We start from the raw sequence: 21,830 nt of genomic DNA on the forward strand, positions 1-21,830 counted from the left end.
TTTTAAATGGATGAAATCCATTTCTCGGCGGTTAAGATATCAACTAAAATAAACTTAAAGTAGTCCGGATTAGGACATAACAAGTTTTATATAAAATATGCTTTCAATGAATTTAAATGTTTTAAAGATATATTTAATTAATGATTAACGGTTGGGCTACTGAGGCGAGTATATAGCGTATGTCGGTTATTTATTCCTATCGGAAGATAAATAAATGCCCTGAATATGAAATGTCCAACTTTATAGGGTCAGTCCAATATCAGGGCATTTTTCAGCATTCAATTAATGGTTCGAGAACCAGTTCAGCTTATCGCGTAGTCCAACCACGCGGCCGACGATAATCAGCGCCGGGCTTTCAACCTGTTGCGCCAGTTCGCCGAGTTGCGAAAGCACCCCGTTAACAACGCGTTGCTTCACGGAGGTACCGTTTTCTACCAGCGCGACAGACATATCGGGTTGCATGCCAAATTCGATCAGTTTTTCCTGGATAGTCGCCGCCTGATTGAGGCCCATGTAGAACACCAGCGTCTGTTTCTCTGCCGCCAGGTTTTCCCAGTCCAGCTCGCCGCCGGTTTTCAGGTGCCCGGTGACCAGACGTACACTCTGGGCGTAATCTCGATGGGTCAGTGGAATGCCGGAATAGGCGGAACAACCGGATGCTGCGGTAATACCTGGCACAACGGAGAATGGAATACCGGCATGGCACAGGGTTTCCAGCTCTTCGCCACCACGGCCAAAGATGAACGGGTCGCCACCTTTCAGGCGCACGACGCGTTTGCCCTGTTGCGCTTCACGCAGCAGGATCTGGTTAATTTCTTCCTGCGGTACGCAGTGGTAGCCCGCGCGTTTACCGACGAACACCCGGTCGGCATCGCGGCGTACAAGGTTCATGATGTCGTCGGATACCAGACGGTCATAAACCACGACATCCGCTTGCTGGATCTGCTGTAGACCTTTCAGCGTCAGCAGCCCGGCATCGCCAGGACCGGCGCCAACCAGCACTACTTCGCCTCGATGGTCCAACGGTTCGCTGAGCAACTGCTCGGTGGTTTCCTCGACTGCTTTCTGGTCACTGTTCGCCAGCGATTGCGCCAGGCGGTCATTCACGAACAATTTTTCCCAGAAGCGGCGACGTTCACCCATGCTGGCAAACTGTTCTTTCACTCGGGCGCGTAACTTGCCTGCATATTGCGCGACCTGGCCCAGATGCTGAGGCAGCACAGATTCAAGTCTTTCACGTAGCAGACGGGCAAGCACTGGCGATGTACCGCCGGAGGAGACCGCCACCATCAGCGGCGAGCGGTCGATAATGGAGGGCATGATAAAACTGGCTGCTTTTGGCGCATCGACCACGTTGCAGAAAATACGACGTGATTCTGCGGCGGTGCTGACGCTTTGGTTGACGGCATCGTCATCGGTGGCGGCAATAGCCAGCCAGCAGGTGTCGAGCAGGGATTCGTCGAACGGTCCCTCAACCAGCGTCAGCATGCCTTCATCTGCCCATACGGTGAACTGCGGAATAAACGCCAGCGCATTAACCGTTATACGGGCGCCCGCTTCCAGCAGTAACCGCGCTTTGCGTTCTGCGACATCACCACCGCCGACGATCAAGCAGTCGCGGTCACGTAGTTGACAAAATATAGGCAAATGATCCACGACATTACCCCTTAATTATTGGCAGTAGCCTCTGGCTGGTTGATTTTTGCCGGAACAGGACGCTCCGATTTTGGCGTAGCATACCAATAACCCAATCCCATGAATACGACACCGGACAAAGTATTACCGAGTGTCACCCACAACAGGTTATGACCAATTCCTGACAGGGTATAGGCTTCGCTGTGGTGGCCGAACCAGGAGAGGGCAAACAGCGTCATGTTGGCAACCGAGTGCTCGTAGCCGGAAGCGATAAACGCCAGTAGACACCACCAGATAGCGAGGAATTTTGCTGCGCCCTCGGTACGAATTGCCATCCAGATTGCCAGACAAACCAACCAGTTACACAGTGCGCCTTTAAAGAACAGCACCGTTGCTGGCGCGGTAGTTTTCGCCAACGCCACCGAATGGACGATGCTGGTATCGACCGGCAGCAGGCTACCGCCGCCCCAACTGTAAAGCAGAGCGACAAACACGGATCCGACCAGATTACCCAGCCAGGTTTGCGGCAAAATAGCCCACATCTGACCGTGACTGATGGTGCCCGCTTTGACGCCGAGCGTCAGGAACATGGTGTGACCGGTAAACAGTTCCGAACCGGCAATAATGACCAGCGTTAAAGCGATACCAAAGGTTGCACCCATTACCAGAGGACGAACGGACGGGTCGAGCAGATTACCGAGGGTGAAAATAAGAATGATGCCGAGACCGACGTAGGCCCCTGCCATTGCCGAACTGACCCAGAATCCGAGCGGGTTATTAGCCGAGAGGCGTGCGATGCGCGCAGCGTTAGCCGCACACTTATTAATAGTGTCTGTGAACATGTGTTGATTATCCTTGAAGTACAAACAATAAAAAGAAATCGTAACCGTAGGCCTGATGGCGCTACGCTTATCAGGTCTACAAATAAAAGACCTACAAATACGTCAAAAAAGGGAGGCGTTGCGCCTCCCAAAAAGTTATTAACCGCGCAGTTGCACCATGCCGTCTTTCACTCGGGCTTCGTAATGTTTCACGGAGAACTGTTCGTCTTCCATGCACAGACCGTCGCTTAAGCGAAAGCGCTGTTTTTTCAGCGGGCTGGCGACCCACAATTCGCCCTGATGTTCAGCAATGAGCCCACGAGAAAGCACGCTGGACTCGAAGAATGGGTCGATGTTGCTGATCGCAAACACCTGGTCGCTGTGATACGGGCGGAAAATCGCAACTTGCTCGCTACCTAACAGGGCGCAGACGCCTGTTGCAGGCAGAATGTCATCGATTTTGCAGATGTTTTTCCACTGGCTCATGCGTTTTCCTCCACCAGAGTCACCGGGATACGCTCATAGGGCGTGGCCGGACGATGTTGTTCACGTTCAGGCACAACCTGGACATTCGGATCGCGTTGATCGCTGTTGATAAAGTGTTTGAAGCGAACCTGTGCGGATGGGGTGTTAACCGTCTCTGTCCACTCGCAGACCACCGCTTCACGCAGACGGGCCATCTCTTCTTCCAGGTGCTGGTTCAGCCCCAGTTTGTCGTCGATGATGACCGATTTCAGATATTCGATACCGCCTTCCAGGTTGTCTAACCATGGTGCGGTTCGGGTCAGTTTGTCAGCGGTACGGATGTAGAACATCATGAAACGATCAAGGTATTTGAGCAGTGTTTCGCGGTCGATATCCGCTGCCAGCAGGTCTGCATGACGAGGTTTCATCCCGCCGTTACCGCAAACGTATAAGTTCCAGCCTTTCTCAGTGGCGATGATACCCACGTCTTTGCCTTGAGCTTCCGCACATTCACGGGTACAGCCGGAGACGCCGAATTTCATTTTGTGCGGGGTACGAATGCCCTTGTAGCGGTTTTCCAGCTCCACGCCGAATCCGACGCTATCGCCGACGCCATAACGGCACCAGGTACTGCCTACGCAGGTTTTCGCCATACGCAGGGCTTTGGCGTATGCGTGACCGGTTTCAAAGCCCGCTTCAATCAGCTGACGCCAGATTTCCGGCAGGTCATCTTTTTGCGCGCCGAACAGGCCGATACGCTGAGAACCGGTGATTTTGGTATACAGGTTAAATTCACGCGCGATACGGCCCACGGCCACCAGGCCTTCAGGAGTTATTTCTCCGCCCGCGGAGCGCGGGATCACGGAGTAGGTACCGTCTTTCTGGATGTTCGCCAGGAAGTTGTCGTTAGTGTCCTGCAGCGGCGTGTGCTGTGGTTTGAGGATGTACTCATTCCAGCAGGAGGCCAACAGGGAACCTACGGTTGGTTTACACACTTCACAGCCGTAGCCTTTCCCGTGTTTTGCCAGCAGCTCTTCGAAGGTTTTAATTCCTTCTACACGGATCAGATGGAACAATTCCTGACGCGAGTACGGGAAGTGTTCACACAGGTTGTTGTTGACTTCGATCCCCTGTTTCGCCAGTTCAGCGTTCAGGACCTGCGTTACCAACGGGATACACCCGCCGCAGCCGGTACCAGCTTTGGTTTCAGCTTTCAGCGCCGCAACGGTATGGCAGCCTTTGTTAATAGCGGCGATCAGCATGCCTTTGGTGACGTCGAAGCAGGAGCAAATCTGCGCGCTGTCCGGCAGTTTATCGACACCGATAGACGGCTTACCGCTGCCCGCGTGAGCTGGCAGAATCAGTGAGTCTGGGTTTTCCGGCAGTTCGATGGCGTTCAGCACCAGCTGCAGCAGGTTGCCGTAATCGCTGGTGTCACCGACTAAAACCGCCCCGAGCAGGGTTTTGTTATCTTCGCTAACGATGAGGCGTTTGTAGACTTCTTTGCTTTCGTCGAGATAGACGTAGCTACGGGCGCCCGGCGTGCGCGCATGCGCGTCGCCAATCCCGCCGACGTCAACACCAAGCAGCTTCAGCTTGGCGCTCAGATCCGCGCCTTCAAAGGCGTTTTCGGTTTCGAGAATATGGTCAACGGCAACCTGCGCCATTTTGTAGCCTGGAGCGACCAGGCCATACACGCGGTTGTTCCAACTGGCGCATTCGCCGATGGCATAGATGTCCGGATCAGAAGTCTGGCAAGTATCGTTAATCACAATACCACCGCGCGGCGCAACGTCGAGGCCGCATTGGGTGGCCAGTTTGTCGCGTGGGCGAATACCGGTAGAAAAGACGATGAAATCGACTTCCAGTTCGCTACCGTCGGCAAAACGCATGGTTTTGCGCGCTTCGGTGCCTTCCTGGACGATCTCTTTAGTGTTTTTGCTGGTGTGGACACGCACGCCCATGCTTTCAATTTTGCGACGTAACTGCTCGCCACCCATGTGATCCAGCTGTTCGGCCATCAGCATCGGGGCAAATTCAATCACGTGGGTTTCAACGCCGAGGCTTTTCAGCGCACCGGCGGCTTCCAGACCCAGCAGGCCACCGCCGACGACGGCACCGCGTTTGCTACGGCGCGCGCAAGACTCAATGGCGTTGAGGTCTTCGATGGTGCGGTAAACGAAGCAGTCTTGGGTTTCCGAACCTTTAATCGGTGGGATCCACGGATAAGAGCCTGTCGCCATGATCAGCTTATCGTAATAGACCGTACGACCCGCGCTGGAGTGGATCACCTTCTCCTGGCGGTTGATGGTGATTGCGCGCTCGCCCACTAACACCTTAACGCCATGCTTCTCGTAGAATCCTTCACGCACCAGAGAAAGTTCTTCGGCGGTGTGGTGGGAGAAGTAGGACGACAGATGGACACGGTCGTACGCTTTGCGGGGTTCTTCACAGAAGACGGTAATATCAAAATTGGCAGCGTCGGATTTATCAAGAAGATCCTCAATAAAGCGATGGCCGACCATACCATTACCGATAATAGCGAGTCTGACTTTGCTCATTTTTGCCTCGATTTCTTTTCTATTACTGCCTACCTTAACGATTCAGCAACCCCGCTTATTGATGCAAATCAAATTCGCCTTTATATACTCCTTAAGAGGTATATGGCTGATTTAACTGCATTTTTATAAGTTACGGAATTAACAGGCTTTTCGTGTTTGTATAAATAGCGTACAAATTAAGGGGTTTTTGTAAGAATTGGCCTACAGCACCAGAGAAAGAAGAGGTCGCGGGAATAGGCCGGAGGGCGTCTGCGCCTTATCCGGCCTACGAACAGCTTGTCTTGTAGGCCGGATAAGATGCGTTAGCATCGCCATCCGGCACTCAGATTAATGCGTTGCGGGTGCGTTATGCTGGCGATGACGCGTGACGAACCCAAGAATAAAGCACATCACGAATACGACCGCATACAAGCCGTTAGCCGTCTGCAATGCCGCCAGTGGACCGTTGTGCGCCACGATAGGGCCAGTGACCACGAAAGTGAGCATAGTACCGATGGTGCCACAGGTCAGAACGAAGTTAACCAGTTTAGGTGATGCGACCTTCGTCTGCTGGGAGCCGAGGGTAATGATGGTGGTATAAATCGCGCTGGAGAAGAAGCCCAACGTCAGAATGAACCACGGCATATGCTCCGGCGTACCGGTGATAAACAGATACATCAGGACGGTAGCCACACCCGCCAGTACGGTCAGGATGCGCTGCAAATCGAAGAAACGCAGGATAAAGCTAAATGCCCACATGCCAACCATGTAAGACATCCAGAAGTCGCTGACCAGTTTACCTGCGTCGTTCAGGCTCATGCCCAGACTTTTGGCGTATTCCGGCACCCAGGAGATAAAGCCCAACTGACCGAGGATGTAGCACAGCGCGGCGATCGCCAGGAACAGCACGCCAATGCCCCATTTTTCTTTTACCACAGGCGCGTCCGGTTGCTGTGCGTGTTTACCCAGCGCCGGGAATTCGCAGCCGAAGGTCAGCAGGAAAATGGCGACGTATACCAGGCCGATGCAGGCATAAACCCAATACCATTCGATGCTGCGCGCTAACAGGAATGCTGCCACCATCGGGAAAATCATGCCGGCCATGCTGAAGAAGGAGTCAGTAAACAGCAGGCGGGAACCGCGCTGGCGACCTTCGTACATCTGAGTCACCAGGAACGTACCAATCGACATGGTGATACCGCTCACCAGACCCAGTACAAACATGGCGGCTGAGAACAAGGCCAGGCTATGGCTGAGCATCAGTCCGGCGACCGCCAGAACCATCAGGATAAAGCCAAAGCGCAACTGGGTTTTCAGTGGCACAATTTCCATCAGCCATGCATTCAGAAAAATAGAGATCAGAATGCCGGCATTCAGAAAGGTGAAGGTGTTACTCATACTGGAAACGGGCAAATGGAAGTAATCTGCGATGTTTCCCATCACCATCCCGGTGACAATTACCAACGCGCCTGTCAGGGCGTAGGAGAGAAAGCTAATCCATGTGAGCTTGATGCGATTGCTGTTAGTCATGACTGGCCTGTATAGAAGTGTTAGGTGCATTGACTGCACCGTGAGCGGGCAGATTTTAGGCGCTTTAGTGATGCATTTAAATGTTTATTGGTAATTACTTGCTTCGTTACATTTTTTTATGTGATCTAGATCGCATTGAATCTTGAGGCTATAAGGTTACATTTGTTTCAAGTACGTAAAATTAAGTAAAGGGATGGCCTTGTTCTTGAAGGCTCTTTAGAATCAATTCACTTGCTTCATTTCTGCTCTTGTTAAGGAATTCTCATGCTCAAATCGACTCTGGCGGCTGTTGCAGCTGTTCTCGCTCTTTCTGCTCTTTCTCCCGCAGCACTGGCAGCAAAAGGTGACCCGCATGTCCTGCTGACAACCTCTGCCGGTAACATTGAGCTGGAGCTGAACAGTCAGAAAGCCCCGGTTTCAGTGCAAAACTTTGTCGATTATGTCAACAGCGGTTTCTATAACAACACCACGTTCCACCGCGTGATCCCTGGCTTCATGGTGCAGGGCGGCGGTTTTACCGAGCAGATGCAGCAGAAGAAACCTAACCCGCCAATCAAGAATGAAGCCGATAACGGACTGCGTAATACCCGCGGCACGATTGCCATGGCGCGTACAGCAGATAAAGACAGCGCGACCAGCCAGTTCTTTATCAACATTGCAGACAATGCGTTCCTCGATCACGGCCAGCGCGACTTTGGGTACGCGGTCTTCGGTAAAGTTGTGAAAGGTATGGATGTCGCGGATAAGATCTCTCAGGTGCAGACCCATGATGTTGGTCCTTACCAGAATGTCCCGTCAAAACCGATTGTTATCCTGTCTGCCAAAGTCCTGCCGTAAACGTATTTTGCGCGGGCAGTTCCTGTCCGCGTTCTTTCCCTTCTCTGCGTAACCTGAAATTGCCGCTTATACTTGTGGCAAGTGTCGGCTCATTCAGGGAGGTCACGTGAAAAAACTCACCGATAAACAAAAGTCCAGACTCTGGGAACAACGGCGAAATGCCAATTTCCAGGCCAGTCGGCGGCTGGAAGGCGTGGATATTCCACGGGTGACTCTGAGCACGGAAGACGCCCTGGCGCGTCTTGAAGAGTTGAGGGGGCACTATGAGCGATAAATTCGGTGATGGACGCGATCCCTATTTGTATCCGGGCCTGAATGTCATGCGTAACCGTCTGGGGATTCATCAGGCACAGCGCCTGGCGCAGGCGGCGTATGAACTGACGGCGCTGCGTGCGGCCACTATCGAATTAGGCCCGCTTAAACGGGGCTTGCCGCATCTGTGCGCCATTCATCGCCAACTGTATCGGGATATTTTTGACTGGGCGGGACATCTGCGAGAAGTGGATATTTACCAGGGCGAGACCCGCTTTTGCCATTTCGCTTATATCGAGAAAGAGGGCAATGTGTTGATGCAGGACCTGGAAGACGAGTCCTGGTTGGTGGGGTTACCGGAAGATAAGTTTGTGGATCGTCTTGCGCACTATTATTGCGAAATCAACGTGCTGCATCCGTTTCGTATTGGCAGCGGTCTGGCGCAGCGAATTTTCTTCGAACAGTTAGCGATTCATGCTGGGTATATATTGAGCTGGGATGACATTCCGGTTGAGGAGTGGAACCTGGCTAATCAGAGTGGGGCGATGGGTGACCTGTCTACGCTTCGGGCGATATTTCGTAAAGTGGTAAGCGAAGCCCCGGAAACTGAGTAGAATAGCGCGGTTCTTATGTACCGGAGCCGCCATGATCCTGCTTATCGATAACTATGATTCTTTTACCTGGAACCTGTACCAATACTTCTGCGAACTGGGCGCTGATGTCCTTGTCAGGCGCAACGACGAACTGACGCTGGCGCAAATCGACGCGCTAAGCCCGCAAAAAATCGTAATATCCCCAGGCCCCTGCACGCCGGATGACGCTGGGATCTCATTGGATGTTATTCGTCATTTCGCGGGCAAGACGCCCCTGCTGGGTGTTTGTCTGGGACATCAGGCTATGGCGCAGGCCTTTGGCGCGACAGTGGTTCGGGCAGCTAAAGTGATGCACGGTAAAACCTCGCCAATTACGCATAACGGGCAGGGTGTTTTTCAGGGGCTCGCCAACCCTTTAACGGTGACGCGCTACCATTCTCTGGTGGTTGCCCCCGCGACGCTTCCTGACTGCTTTGAGGTGACGGCCTGGAGTGAAACGCAGGAGATTATGGGCATTCGTCACCGCGAGTGGGATATGGAAGGGGTGCAGTTTCACCCGGAGAGTATTCTCAGCGAGCAGGGGCATCAACTGCTGGCTAATTTCCTCAACCGGTGATTTGTGGTTGCTATTCAGTGATTTTTTATTCATATTTTGTGATTATAATTTCACTAACATTTCTGCTTAACAGGGTGGCAATGACATGGCAACTGAACAAACTGCAATTACGCGCGCGACATTCGATGAAGTGATTCTGCCGATTTATGCACCGGCTGAGTTTATCCCGGTAAAAGGAAAAGGGAGTCGAGTCTGGGATCAACAGGGCAAAGAGTATGTTGATTTTGCGGGCGGCATTGCAGTTACTGCACTAGGGCATTGCCATCCGGCCCTGGTGGAGGCGTTAAAAACCCAGGGTGAAACCCTGTGGCATACCAGCAACGTTTTCACCAACGAACCGGCGTTGCGCCTGGGCCGTAAAATCATTGATGCGACCTTCGCCGAGCGCGTGCTGTTCATGAACTCGGGTACCGAAGCTAACGAAACCGCCTTTAAGCTGGCGCGCCACTATGCCTGCGTGCGCCATAGCCCGTTCAAAACCAAAATCATTGCCTTCCACAATGCGTTTCACGGTCGTTCGCTGTTTACCGTGTCCGTCGGCGGGCAGCCAAAATACTCTGACGGTTTTGGACCAAAACCAGCGGATATCATCCATGTACCGTTTAACGATCTGCATGCGGTCAAAGCGGTGATGGACGATCACACCTGTGCGGTGGTGGTTGAGCCTATTCAGGGGGAAGGTGGCGTCACTGCGGCAACGCCGGAATTCCTGCAAGGTTTGCGTGAACTTTGCGACCAACACCAGGCGCTATTGGTATTGGATGAAGTGCAGAGCGGGATGGGCCGTACCGGCGATCTGTTTGCCTATATGCACTACGGCGTGACGCCGGATATCCTCACCAGCGCGAAGGCTCTCGGCGGCGGCTTCCCGGTGAGCGCGGTGCTGACCACCCAAGAGATTGCCTCCGCATTTCATGTGGGTTCGCACGGTTCCACTTATGGTGGCAATCCGCTGGCCTGCGCAGTTGCGGGGGCCGCGTTTGATATCATCAACACGCCGGAAGTGTTAGAAGGTATTCAGGCTAAACATCAGGCGTTTGTCCAACATTTGCACAAAATTGATCAACAGTTCGACATTTTCAGCGAGATTCGCGGGATGGGGCTGCTGATTGGCGCCGAGCTGAAGCCGCAGTTTAAAGGCCGGGCGCGCGATTTCCTGTATGCCGCCGCGCACGAAGGGGTGATGGTACTCAACGCCGGACCGGACGTGATGCGTTTCGCGCCGTCGCTGGTAGTTGAGCAGGCGGATATCGATGAAGGGATGCAGTGTTTCGCACAAGCGGTAGCGAAAGTCGTTGCCTGATTACCTGTTGCCGGATAAGCACAGCGCATCCGGCAGTCGATCTTAACCTTTCATGTCCCGCAGACGGCGGCTCAGCCAGATTCCGTGGTGCGGTCGCTGACGCCATGCTACCGACGAAATGGTGTGCATGGTGTTCAGATGCCCCAGTATCCGTTGCAGATGCTGCTCAAGGGTGCTTAACGGACCGTGGGATAGCATCTCTGGCGCTTCGAGAATATTCACATCGCCTGAGCTTCCCGGTCCGTCATATTCCAGCCGCTGCTGACAGCGCTGGAGCGCAATTTCACAGGATTCCAGATACCGCTGCGCTAAATCCGGCGTCAGCATTGTGTGTTCCCTTGCCAGTGTGGTCATCGCGTTGATGTGCTCGACGATGAACTGGCTGTGCGTGACCCACAGTTTCATGTCCGCCAGGTAGTGCGAGTTGAATCCTGGCTCCTGCATCGCCTGGTTCAGTGAGTTGAACAACGTGTTATGCGCCTGATTGACCCGCATGCGTTGATACGCCAGCGGCGTGGCCTGCGGATCGTTACTGAGGATCAGGCGAATGGCCTCCTGATCGGCTTCTAACGCATCATGGGCGTTCTTACGCAGCAGGCCGCTCTGCCACTGCGGCCACAGCCAGAGTGTACCGCCAAAGGCGATTAAGCAGCCAATAACCGTATCGACAAACCGCGGCACGATAAACTGTTCTCCGTTCAGCGTCAGCAGTTGCAGGGTGTATACCGCCGTGACCGTAAAGCCGACGGTAGCCCAGCCGTAGTTTTTGCGCATGATCAGATAGCTACCCAGGGTAATCAGCAGCATGCCTGCCAGCGTGTAACCTTCCTGAATATGAAAGTGCAGGGTGACCCCGGCAATGACCAGTCCAACGAGCGTTCCTGCTGAACGGTGTAAAATACGTACCCGGGTTGCTCCGTAGCCATTTTGCGTGACGAACAGGATCGTCATCAAAATCCAGTAAGGCTTTGGCAGGTGTAAAGCGCTGCCCATCAGGCTGGCGATACTCAGCATGACGCTGATGCGCCCGGCATTACGTAGCGCCGGCGATTTCAACGACAGATAGTTTTTCAGGGCCGGGATCAGCGGCAACCGACGCTGCTTGTCTGCCATTAAATCTCGGGCGTACAGCGGTCGCTGGGTGCGTAGCACGCGGGCAATACGGCTGAAGTGCCAGTAGCAAAATTGTCCCACCGGATTGTCCGGATGCTGGTTGGCGATTTTCTCCAGCGTGCCAATCTGCTTGTCCATCGAGAAACGGGTCGGCAAGCGGTGATACAAAATATCATCGGCCAGTACCCGAAGGCGTTCGGCGACGGTGCGCGCATTCCAGCGAATCACCTGTTCGGCGTGGCTACGTTCGACCAGCTTTTGCACCTCTTCCGGCTGGTGAAGGCTGACGGAAATATGCTCCTGCAAGTCCAGTGCCTCCTGAAAGGCACGCAGCAGGCGCTTGTAATCGTTGTTGCGATGCGCCGACAGCATATGCATTTGCTGGTAGCACTGGGTAATCAGATCCACCGCTTTCTGCTGGCGAACCAGCAGGGGAGGCAACGCTTTTTCCGGATCGGCATGCTGGGTCAGCAGGCTGTACTTGGCCTCACAGTAATCGGCTAATTCACGGTACAACAAGCTGAGCGATTCACGGAGCGGCTGCTCGCGCCACATCCAGAACCAGAACCAGTTGAACAGGCCGTACCATAACGTGCCCAGCGCATAGATCAGCAACGGTTCCCAGACGGGCATGTTCCCGACCAGGCTTAGCGTGAAAATCGCGGCGATAAGTGAGGCCGGTAACAGTCGGGCATGCAGAGGGCTTAGCTCGGCGGTTACGCCAAGAATCAGCGTCAGTCCGGTGAGGATAAGCGGCAGCGGTATGGCCTGTGCCAGCAGCAACTGCATGATCAGACTGCAACCGGCAAACAAAGACGCGCCAATAGCTAAACGTTTGAAAAAGCGCTTATGCGGGGTATCAAGACCGGCAATGTTGCAGCAGGCAGGGACCAGGGAGAAGAGGAGTCCCAGATGAAGCTGACCGATGATCAGACCAACAGCCACAGGTAAACATAGCACCAGCGTCTGCCGTAGTGCGTAGTTGATCTCTGGGTGGTATATCAGTCTTCGCCACATCGGTGTAAACAAAAGTGGCGCATCACTGAGTAACGCGCCACTTCGATGGGGTTAACGGGTGCCGTAGACGACGATGGTCTTACCGTGTGCGGAGATCAGATTTTGATCTTCCAGCATCTTCAGAATACGACCAACGGTCTCACGGGAGCAGCCAACGATCTGGCCGATTTCCTGACGGGTGATTTTAATCTGCATGCCGTCCGGGTGGGTCATCGCATCAGGCTGTTTCGCCAGATTCAGCAGAGTCTGCGCGATACGACCCGTTACGTCGAGGAAGGCTAGGTTGCCGACTTTTTCAGACGTGACCTGCAGGCGACGAGCCATCTGTGAAGACAGGCGCATCAGAATATCCGGGTTGACCTGGATTAATTGGCGAAATTTTTTGTATGAAATTTCAGCGACTTCACATGCGGTTTTGGCACGTACCCAGGCGCTACGTTCCTGACCTTCTTCGAAGAGGCCTAATTCACCAATAAAATCGCCCTGATTCAGATAAGAAAGGATCATTTCTTTCCCTTCTTCATCTTTGATCAGCACTGCCACTGAGCCTTTAACGATGTAATACAACGTTTCCGCTTTTTCACCCTGGTGAATCAGCGTGCTCTTCGATGGGTACTTATGAATATGGCAATGAGACAAGAACCATTCGAGAGTCGGGTCTGTTTGCGGTTTGCCAAGCACCATGCGCGGTTATCCTCTGTTATAAGCTGTCTCCAGAGCCAGAAAACGACGCTGCCTCTGGGTTTGCAAAAATATGCTTCCCGCTACCTGGGAAAGGGGCTGTCAAAAATTAACTGCAGCCTGTAATGTGATGTCCTCTGCATACATGCAGTACGTCAATGTATTACTGTAGCATCCTGACTGTTTTAGCATAGCTTTCGCCGTGTGTCTCCTGGTGTCTCGCTTCAGCATGACGCAGGTCGCCTTCCGTTGCGAGAATTGTTATGTACGCGTAATCTGTCAGGAAAATTGAAACATTGGAGTTACGAAATATGCAAGCGCGTGTAAAGTGGGTTGAAGGGTTAACCTTCCTCGGTGAGTCCGCCTCTGGTCACCAAATTTTGATGGACGGTAACTCCGGTGATAAAGCGCCGAGCCCGATGGAAATGGTATTAATGGCTGCGGGCGGTTGCAGCGCAATTGATGTGGTTTCGATCCTGCAAAAAGGTCGTCAGGATGTGACCAACTGCGAAGTGAAACTGACCTCAGAGCGTCGTGATGAAGCGCCGCGCCTGTTTACCCACATTAACCTGCATTTCATCGTAACGGGTAACGATCTGAAAGATGCGTCCGTTTCGCGCGCAGTCGATCTCTCTGCGGAAAAATATTGCTCCGTGGCGCTGATGCTGGAAAAGGCGGTGAACATTACCCACTCCTATGAAGTGGTTGCTGCTTCGTGATGTCATGCCTGATGGCGTTTCACTTATCAGGCCTACAGGATATAAACGCGTAGGCCGGATAAGGCATCAGCCGCCATCCGGCAAAATAACACCTTACTCTATCTTTTTGCCTTCCATCAGTCGCTGGACCAGCGGCAGCATAATCAATTCCATCGCCAGACCCATTTTCCCGCCCGGAACAACCAACGTATTGATATGGGAAATGAATGATCCCTGCAGCATGGCCAGTAGCCACGGGAAGTCGATCCCTTCCAGGTTCCGAAAATGAATCACGACAAAGCTTTCATCCAGGGATGGAATACTTTTGGCGGCAAAGGGGTTGGAGGTATCAACGGTCGGTACGCGCTGGAAGTTAATATGCGTACGGGAAAACTGCGGCGTAATGTAATTGATGTAATCGTCCATTGAGCGCACCACTGAGTCCATCACCGCTTCGCGCGAGTGTCCCCGCTCGCTGGTATCGCGGGTCAGCTTCTGAATCCATTCCAGGTTCACGATCGGCACTACGCCAACCAGCAGATCGACATGCCGGGCCACGTTTTGCTGTGGGGTTACGACGCCGCCGTGCAGTCCTTCATAGAACAGGACATCCGTCGGTTCAGGCAGAGGCTGCCAGGGCGTAAATGTACCCGGAACCTGATTCCACGGTACGGCCTCATCGTAGGTGTGCAGATATTTTCGCGACTGACCTTTGCCCGTCTGGCCGTATTCGATGAAGGTTTGCTCCAGCAGACCGAAGTCATTAGCTTCGGGGCCGAAATAGCTGATATGCCGCCCGGCATCGCGCGCTTTGCGAATCGCCATGTCCATTTCCGGACGGGTATAACGATGAAAACTGTCACCTTCCACCTCGGCGGCGCGCAGATTTAACTGCGCGAAAATTTTACGAAACGCGAGGCTGGTGGTGGTGGTCCCCGCGCCGCTGGACCCTGTTACCGCAATCACCGGATGTTTGGCAGACATAACAACTCCATGAATAGGTTGAATTTTTATTATAGTCGGCCGTCGGCTACGGATTACTCGTGAATCTGCTTCCTCGGCATAATGTTGACCGTTTCATGCAGTTCGGACCATACCAGCACGGCTTCACCAGATTGGAGTTGGCGTTTGACGTCGGCGACTTTTTGTTCGAGCGAGCGTTCATGTTCACCATAATCGGTGCCTTCGCGCAAGACAAAGCTTTCAATCAGATTGTCCAGCGCGTCCGGGGAGATGTCTTGCCAGGGGATGATCATGATGATGCCTCCAGATACGTTGTCAGCCAGTCCGGGATTCTGGATTCCAGCCACATCTCAGGACGGCGCACCGTACCGCCAATGAATCCGACGTGGCCGCCGTGTTCCGTCAGTTGATACTCTACCTGTGAGGGCAGATTTTCCGGTTTAGGGATCACGTGATGATCCATAAACGGATCGTCCTTGGCATGGATAATCAGCGTGGGTTTGGCGATCTGGTTGAGCAACGGCATAGCGCTACACTGACGGTAATAGTCTATAGCATCGGCGAAACCGTGGATTTTTGCGGTGATCAGATCGTCAAAATCGCGAATGCGACGCAGAGATTTCAACTGGCCCAGACTCACCGGCAGCGAGCCTGGATATGCCTCTAGCTTGCGCGAGGCATTGGCTTTCAACAGGTTTAGCAGGTAGCGCTGATAGACCCGGGAGAATCCCTTGTCCATATGGTAACTACAGGCTTCCAGCACGAAAGGCGCGGAAACGATAACCGCGGCATCAATTGGAATCTCAGTACCTTCTTTTGCCAGCAGGCAGGCCAGCATGTTTCCACCGAGCGAATAGCCTACCGCCGCGGTCGGCACGCGACCGAACTCACGTGCCAGCCAGTGTAAAAACCAGGTGCCATCTTCTGTTTCACCGGAGTGATAAATACGGTTCAGACGATTGGGTTCGCCGCTGCAGCCGCGAAAATGCATCACCACGCCCAGCCAGCCGCGCTTTTGCGCTGCTTCAATCAGGCCATGTGCGTACGGGCTGTTCAGACTGCCTTCCAGACCGTGAAAAACCACCAGGCGCGGTTTATGTTTCGCCTGTTGCGGATCTTCACTCCATGCCAGATCGACAAAATCACCGTCGGGCAATTCCAGACGCTGCCAGTGGGCGTCGAATTTCACCTTGCGGCGAATTAAACGCGGTAGCATCGTCTGCAGATGGCGGTTACTGATACCGCGCATCGGACGGAATTCTCGTGAATCGTCGGTATGTGGAGTTATTTCTGTGGACGTGATTTCAACCATAACACCAGAGCAATTAATAATCGGAAAGAATAACTATACCGCGCACAGCGCGTGCGGGTTAGCCAATATGTGATTTTGTCGCGAGTCAGTCAGCAGGCAATCATCGGCTATAGTGCCGGATGGCGGCTTCGCCTTATCCGGCACTCATGATTACTCGGCCAGCATCTGCTCAAGCTGTTCCTGAGCCTCCAGCCAGGCCATCTCGCACTCTTCCAGTCCGGATTTCGCACTGGCCTGCTGCTGCAAGCATGCCGTGAGTTCGGCTTTGCGGCTTTGGTCGTACAGCTCGCTATCGCCGAGTTTTTCTTCCGCCTGTGCCAGCTGTGCGTGCAGTTTCTCCATCTCTTTTTCCAGACGGGTAATCTCTTTACGTAGCGGTTGCGTCAGGGTGCGCAGTTCAGCTTCGCGACGCTTCTGGTCTTTACGTGCCTGGGCGCTGTTAACGCTCTCTTTTGCCGGTTCGTCGCTCTGGTTTTCCTGTTTTTGCACATCGCTCAGCCACTGCTGATAATCCTCAAGATCGCCATCAAACGGCTCGACTTTCTTGTCGTGCACCAGATAGAGGTCATCGGTAGTGGAGCGAATCAGGTGACGGTCGTGCGAGACCACAACCAGTGCGCCTTCGAAATCGATCAGCGCTTCGGTCAGCGCCTGACGCATATCCAAATCCAGGTGGTTGGTCGGTTCATCAAGCAGCAGCAGGTTCGGGCGCTGCCAGACGATCAATGCCAGCACCAGACGCGCTTTTTCACCACCGGAGAAGCGGCGAGTCTCTTCGCTGACTTTATCGCCCTGGAAGCCGAATCCGCCGAGGTAGTCTCGCAGTTTCTGCTCCAGCTCCTGCGGCGCCATGCGCGCCAGGTGCTGTATAGGTGATTCATCGGCGCGTAAAAACTCCAGCTGGTGCTGTGCGAAGTAACCCAGCTTGATGCCTTTTGCCAGGCCAATCTCGCCGCTGATGGGGGCCAGTTCGCCGGCCAGCAGCTTAATCAGCGTAGATTTACCCGCGCCGTTGCGTCCGAGCAGGCCGATGCGAGACCCCGGCACCAGATTCAGTTTGATCGAATCGAGAATGACGCGGTCGCCGTAGCCGGCGCTGACCTTTTCCATCTTTAACAGCGGGTTCGGCAGGCTTTCCGGCTCGCGGAAGCTGAAGTGGAACGGGTTGTCCACGTGCGCAGGGGCAATCAGCTCCATGCGTTCCAGCATTTTGATACGGCTCTGCGCCTGCTTTGCTTTGGTGGCTTTAGCGCGGAAACGATCGATATAGCTTTGCAGATGCGCCACGCGCTCCTGCTGGCTTTCGTACATTGCCTGTTGCTGTGCGAGGCGGGTCGCACGCTGGATTTCAAACGCGCTGTAGTTGCCGGTGTACTCGAACATCGTTTGCTGTTCGATATGAATAATTTTATCCACCACCGGGTCGAGGAAGTCGCGGTCGTGGGAGATCAAAATCAGCGTGCCCTGATAGCTTTTCAGCCATCTTTCCAGCCAGATCACCGCGTCGAGATCGAGGTGGTTGGTCGGTTCATCGAGCAGCAGCAGGTCTGAACGGCAAATCAGCGCCTGAGCCAGGTTGAGACGCATACGCCAGCCACCGGAGAAATCGCTGACGGGACGTTCAAGCTGTTCGTTGGAGAAGCCGAGGCCATGCAGCAGGCTGGCGGCGCGTGAGCGCACGGTCCAGGCGTCGATGGCATCCAGCTTGCCATGGACGGTGGCAATGGCATGTCCATCGTTACGTTCGTTGGCATCGTTCAACTGTGCTTCCAGTTGACGATACTCGCGGTCGCCGTCAATCACATACTCCAACGCCGGCTGTGGCAACGCAGGCGTTTCCTGATTAACCCACGCGAGCTGCCAGTTTCCCGGATAAGTAAATCCTCCGGCGTCGGCGCTGAATTCATTTTTCAGCAATGCCAGCAGGGTAGATTTACCGCAGCCATTTTTACCTACCAGGCCAACTTTCTGCCCTGGATTAATGGTGGCCGTGGCATTTTCCAGCAAGACGCGCACGCCGCGACGAATTTGTAACGATGAGAAAACAATCATAAGGCGCCGTATGTTCAGACTATGTTAATTTATCATTATGATAATGTAATGTGTGGGCCATTTGCCGCACCGAGGCGCAATGGTAGCCCAAAACGTCGAAAATAGACAAAAGACAAAACCGGGAGGGGGATGATGTTCCAGCCAGCGAAAGTCTTGCTGCTGTATGCCCATCCGGAATCTCAGGACTCGGTCGCGAACCGGGTACTGCTTAAACCGGCCATGCAGCTCAGCAATGTTACCGTGCACGACCTGTACGCGCACTATCCTGACTTTTTTATCGACATTCCGCATGAGCAGGCGCTGCTGCGCGAGCATGATGTGATTGTTTTTCAGCATCCGCTCTACACCTATAGCTGCCCGGCTTTGTTAAAGGAGTGGCTTGACCGCGTACTGAGCCGAGGATTTGCCAGCGGCCCCGGGGGGAATCAACTGGCGGGAAAGTACTGGCGGAGCGTTATCACTACCGGCGAGCCGGAAAGCGCCTACCGCTATGACGCGCTAAACCGTTATCCAATGAGCGATGTACTGCGCCCTTTTGAGCTAACGGCCGGTATGTGCCGCATGCACTGGATGAGCCCTATCATTGTCTACTGGGCCAGACGGCAAACGAAGCAGGAGCTGGGCAGCCATGCGAAAGCGTATGGTGACTGGCTGGCGAATCCGATCCCTGTGGGAGGCCGCTGATGGAAGGTTCTGATTTATTGACAGCCGGCGTGTTGTTCCTCTTCGCGGCGGTGGCTGCAGTTCCTCTGGCCTCAAAACTGGGTATCGGTCCGGTGCTGGGTTACTTGCTGGCGGGGATTGCTATTGGCCCATGGGGATTAGGGTTCATCAGCGATGTGGATGAAATCTTACACTTTTCCGAACTGGGCGTAGTTTTTCTGATGTTCATCATTGGGCTGGAACTTAATCCAGCCAAATTGTGGCAATTGCGGCGTTCAATTTTTGGCGTCGGCGCCGCGCAGGTGATGCTAAGTGCGGTCGTGCTGGCAGGGCTACTGATGCTTACAGCGTTCTCCTGGCAGGCGGCAGTGGTTGGCGGCATTGGTCTGGCGATGTCATCCACCGCTATGGCGCTACAGTTGATGCGCGAAAAAGGCATGAATCGCAGTGAATCCGGACAACTGGGCTTTTCGGTGCTGCTATTTCAGGATCTGGCGGTGATCCCCGCATTGGCGCTGGTTCCGCTGCTGGCGGGGTCTGCTGACGAACATTTTGACTGGATCAAAGTAGGGATGAAGGTGCTGGCCTTTGCCGGCATGCTGATTGGCGGGCGCTATTTGCTGCGTCCGGTTTTCCGCTTTATTGCGGATTCTGGCGTGCGGGAAGTGTTCACCGCCGCCACGCTGCTGTTAGTGCTGGGTTCTGCTTTATTTATGGATGCGCTGGGTCTGTCGATGGCGCTGGGGACCTTTATAGCGGGCGTTCTGCTGGCGGAAAGCGAATACCGACATGAGCTGGAAACGGCAATCGATCCGTTTAAAGGCCTGTTGCTTGGCCTGTTTTTTATCTCCGTAGGTATGTCGCTTAATCTTGGCGTGCTCTATACCCATATTTTGTGGGTGGCGGCGAGCGTGATGGTGCTGGTGGTCGTAAAAATGCTGGTGCTGTATGTACTGGCGCGTCTTAACGGCATGAGAAGCTCAGAACGGATGCAGTTTGCCGGGGTTTTAAGCCAGGGCGGTGAATTCGCTTTCGTGCTGTTTTCAACGGCCTCTTCCCAACGGCTGTTTCAGGGTGACCAAATGGCGCTGTTGTTGGTGACCGTCACGCTGTCGATGATGACCACACCGCTGGTGATGAAGTTGATTGATAAATGGCTCTCCCGCCAGTTTAACGGCACGGATGAAGAAGATGAAAAACCCTGGGTGGAAGATGATAAACCGCAGGTGATTGTGGTGGGTTTCGGGCGCTTTGGTCAGGTTATTGGTCGTCTGTTGATGGCCAATAAAATGCGTATTACCGTCCTGGAAAGAGATATCAGCGCAGTGAATTTAATGCGCAAATATGGCTATAAGGTCTATTACGGTGATGCCACGCAGGTGGATCTATTGCGTTCCGCGGGTGCAGAAGCCGCACAGTCTATTGTTATTACCTGTAATGAACCTGAAGACACTATGAAGCTGGTGGAGCTGTGCCAACAGTATTTTCCGCATTTGCATATTCTTGCGCGTGCGCGCGGACGTGTAGAGGCGCATGAGTTATTACAGGCTGGTGTGACGCAGTTTTCCCGCGAAACGTTTTCCAGTGCGCTGGAGTTAGGGCGAAAAACGCTGGTTACGCTAGGGATGCATCCGCACCAGGCTCAGCGCGCTCAGTTGCATTTTCGGCGGCTGGATATGCGCATGTTGCGGGAACTGATCCCCATGCACACGGATACGGTACAAATCTCCCGAGCCAGGGAAGCCCGGCGCGAGCTTGAGGAGATTTTCCAACGAGAGATGCAGCAAGAGCGACGTCAGCTGGATGGCTGGGATGAATTTGAGTAGAGGTAACCATGGCAATTCGTAAACGTTTTATCGCAGGCGCAAAATGTCCGTCCTGCCAGGCGCAGGATACGCTGGCGATGTGGCGCGAAAATAATATCGATATTGTTGAGTGTGTTAAGTGCGGTCATCAGATGCGGGAAGCGGATAAAGAGGCGCGCGAGCACGTTCGCAAAGAAGAGCAAGTGATCGGGATTTTTCATCCGGACTAGCGATATGGCGCAGCTTTTTTTAAGCTAGAGGGTACACGGGTGCAGAATTCCGCTACAATCTGCGCCACTATTCTTTCCATGCTCAGGAGATATCATGAAAGTAGCAAAGGACCTGGTGGTCAGCCTGGCCTATCAGGTACGTACAGAAGACGGTGTGTTGGTTGATGAGTCTCCGGTGAGTGCACCGCTGGACTACCTGCATGGTCACGGTTCCCTGATTTCTGGCCTGGAAACAGCGCTGGACGGTCATGAAGTTGGCGACAAATTCGATGTTGCTGTTGGCGCAAACGACGCATACGGTCAGTACGACGAAAACCTGGTGCAGCGCGTTCCTAAAGACGTCTTCATGGGCGTTGACGAACTGCAGGTTGGCATGCGTTTCCTGGCTGAAACTGACCAGGGTCCAGTACCGGTAGAAATTACCGAAGTGGAAGACGACCACGTTGTGGTTGACGGTAACCACATGCTGGCTGGCCAGAACCTGAAATTCAACGTAGAAGTTGTCGCTATCCGCGAAGCGACCGAAGAAGAGCTGGCTCACGGCCACGTTCACGGTGCGCACGGTCACGACCACGATCATGACCACGGTCATGACGGTTGCTGCGGTGGTCACGGTCACGACCATGGTCACGAGCACGGTGGCGAAGGCTGCTGCGGCGGTGGCGGTAAAGGTAACGGCGGCGGTTGCGGTTGCCACTAATCGT

General features: G+C 53.7%; 20 protein-coding genes and 1 pseudogene. 10 read left to right on the forward strand and 11 right to left on the reverse strand.

Going from position 1 to position 21,830, the window contains the following annotated elements:
- Positions 1-282: 282 nt before the first annotated feature.
- From cysG to tsgA, 5 genes are all read right to left on the reverse strand, one after another.
- The gene (gene cysG / locus OGV65_RS21190) at positions 283-1,656 is read right to left on the reverse strand and encodes a siroheme synthase CysG (protein ID WP_016157628.1); all 1,374 of its coding nucleotides are present in this window, start codon (positions 1,654-1,656) and stop codon (positions 283-285) included.
- Positions 1,657-1,667: 11 nt separating this feature from the next.
- A complete protein-coding gene (gene nirC / locus OGV65_RS21195) occupies positions 1,668-2,477 on the reverse strand; it encodes a nitrite transporter NirC (protein WP_016154781.1) in 810 nt (269 codons plus the stop codon).
- A gap of 138 nt (positions 2,478-2,615) precedes the next feature.
- Entirely contained in the window at positions 2,616-2,942 is a 327-nt protein-coding gene (gene nirD, locus OGV65_RS21200) for a nitrite reductase small subunit NirD (protein ID WP_047501470.1), read from the reverse strand.
- Positions 2,939-5,482, reverse strand: a complete 2,544-nt coding sequence (gene nirB, locus OGV65_RS21205; RefSeq protein WP_016154779.1) for an NADPH-nitrite reductase large subunit — start codon at positions 5,480-5,482, stop codon at positions 2,939-2,941. Before nirB ends, nirD begins: the two co-directional genes overlap by 4 nt.
- A 327-nt stretch (positions 5,483-5,809) precedes the next feature.
- Entirely contained in the window at positions 5,810-6,991 is a 1,182-nt protein-coding gene (gene tsgA / locus OGV65_RS21210; protein ID WP_200049479.1) for an MFS transporter TsgA, read from the reverse strand.
- A gap of 264 nt (positions 6,992-7,255) precedes the next feature.
- On the opposite strand from tsgA, the gene ppiA reads away from it, so the two are divergent.
- From ppiA to argD, 5 genes are all read left to right on the forward strand, one after another.
- Positions 7,256-7,828, forward strand: coding sequence for a peptidylprolyl isomerase A (ppiA, locus tag OGV65_RS21215; RefSeq protein ID WP_003023595.1), 573 nt, complete (start codon positions 7,256-7,258; stop codon positions 7,826-7,828).
- Between the two features lie 106 nt (positions 7,829-7,934).
- Positions 7,935-8,102, forward strand: a complete 168-nt coding sequence (ficA, locus tag OGV65_RS21220; protein ID WP_016157626.1) for a FicA/YhfG family antitoxin — start codon at positions 7,935-7,937, stop codon at positions 8,100-8,102.
- Entirely contained in the window at positions 8,092-8,694 is a 603-nt protein-coding gene (locus tag OGV65_RS21225) for a putative adenosine monophosphate-protein transferase Fic (protein ID WP_153689955.1), read from the forward strand. Before ficA ends, OGV65_RS21225 begins: the two co-directional genes overlap by 11 nt.
- A gap of 31 nt (positions 8,695-8,725) precedes the next feature.
- Positions 8,726-9,289 carry an aminodeoxychorismate synthase component 2 gene (pabA, locus tag OGV65_RS21230; RefSeq protein ID WP_016154776.1) on the forward strand — a complete coding sequence of 188 codons (564 nt, stop codon included), beginning with the start codon at positions 8,726-8,728 and terminating at the stop codon, positions 9,287-9,289.
- Positions 9,290-9,374: 85 nt separating this feature from the next.
- Positions 9,375-10,592 (forward strand): bifunctional acetylornithine/succinyldiaminopimelate transaminase, encoded by a 1,218-nt coding sequence (gene argD, locus OGV65_RS21235; RefSeq protein WP_279265451.1) that lies wholly within the window; start codon positions 9,375-9,377, stop codon positions 10,590-10,592.
- Between the two features lie 42 nt (positions 10,593-10,634).
- Here the strand turns inward: argD and OGV65_RS21240 are convergent, their stop codons facing one another.
- The gene (locus OGV65_RS21240; RefSeq protein WP_016154774.1) at positions 10,635-12,722 is read right to left on the reverse strand and encodes a YccS/YhfK family putative transporter; all 2,088 of its coding nucleotides are present in this window, start codon (positions 12,720-12,722) and stop codon (positions 10,635-10,637) included.
- Between the two features lie 51 nt (positions 12,723-12,773).
- On the reverse strand, positions 12,774-13,406 hold the full coding sequence (gene crp / locus OGV65_RS21245) for a cAMP-activated global transcriptional regulator CRP (protein WP_000242758.1): 633 nt from the start codon (positions 13,404-13,406) through the stop codon (positions 12,774-12,776).
- A gap of 308 nt (positions 13,407-13,714) precedes the next feature.
- Here crp and OGV65_RS21250 point away from each other — a divergent pair, with 308 nt between their 5' ends.
- Positions 13,715-14,122, forward strand: coding sequence for an OsmC family protein (locus OGV65_RS21250; protein WP_016154773.1), 408 nt, complete (start codon positions 13,715-13,717; stop codon positions 14,120-14,122).
- Positions 14,123-14,215: 93 nt separating this feature from the next.
- Here OGV65_RS21250 and OGV65_RS21255 read toward each other — a convergent pair whose 3' ends face one another.
- The 4 genes and pseudogenes from OGV65_RS21255 to OGV65_RS21270 form a co-directional block, all read right to left on the reverse strand.
- Positions 14,216-15,085 (reverse strand): phosphoribulokinase, encoded by an 870-nt coding sequence (locus OGV65_RS21255; RefSeq protein ID WP_003827751.1) that lies wholly within the window; start codon positions 15,083-15,085, stop codon positions 14,216-14,218.
- Between the two features lie 53 nt (positions 15,086-15,138).
- Positions 15,139-15,357: a YheU family protein gene (locus tag OGV65_RS21260; protein WP_003023615.1), complete on the reverse strand. Its 219-nt coding sequence runs from the start codon at positions 15,355-15,357 to the stop codon at positions 15,139-15,141.
- A pseudogene (locus OGV65_RS21265) lies at positions 15,354-16,422 on the reverse strand (hydrolase). Before OGV65_RS21265 ends, OGV65_RS21260 begins: the two are co-directional and overlap by 4 nt.
- 104 nt (positions 16,423-16,526) lie before the next feature.
- A complete protein-coding gene (locus OGV65_RS21270; protein WP_286455394.1) occupies positions 16,527-18,428 on the reverse strand; it encodes an ABC transporter ATP-binding protein in 1,902 nt (633 codons plus the stop codon).
- Positions 18,429-18,560: 132 nt separating this feature from the next.
- Here OGV65_RS21270 and kefG point away from each other — a divergent pair, with 132 nt between their 5' ends.
- The 4 genes from kefG (at position 18,561) to slyD (ending at position 21,826) form a co-directional block, all read left to right on the forward strand.
- Entirely contained in the window at positions 18,561-19,112 is a 552-nt protein-coding gene (gene kefG, locus OGV65_RS21275; protein ID WP_181627430.1) for a glutathione-regulated potassium-efflux system ancillary protein KefG, read from the forward strand.
- Positions 19,112-20,917: a glutathione-regulated potassium-efflux system protein KefB gene (gene kefB / locus OGV65_RS21280; protein WP_016154769.1), complete on the forward strand. Its 1,806-nt coding sequence runs from the start codon at positions 19,112-19,114 to the stop codon at positions 20,915-20,917. The genes kefG and kefB overlap by 1 nt, the downstream gene beginning before the upstream one ends.
- Positions 20,918-20,925: 8 nt before the next feature.
- A complete protein-coding gene (locus tag OGV65_RS21285; protein ID WP_016154768.1) occupies positions 20,926-21,126 on the forward strand; it encodes a YheV family putative zinc ribbon protein in 201 nt (66 codons plus the stop codon).
- Positions 21,127-21,220: 94 nt separating this feature from the next.
- A complete protein-coding gene (slyD, locus tag OGV65_RS21290) occupies positions 21,221-21,826 on the forward strand; it encodes a peptidylprolyl isomerase (protein ID WP_003023634.1) in 606 nt (201 codons plus the stop codon).
- The last annotated feature ends 4 nt before the right edge of the window (positions 21,827-21,830 follow it).

Source organism: Citrobacter sp. Cb004 (assembly GCF_030337065.1).
GTDB classification, from domain to species: Bacteria; Pseudomonadota; Gammaproteobacteria; order Enterobacterales; family Enterobacteriaceae; genus Citrobacter; species Citrobacter braakii.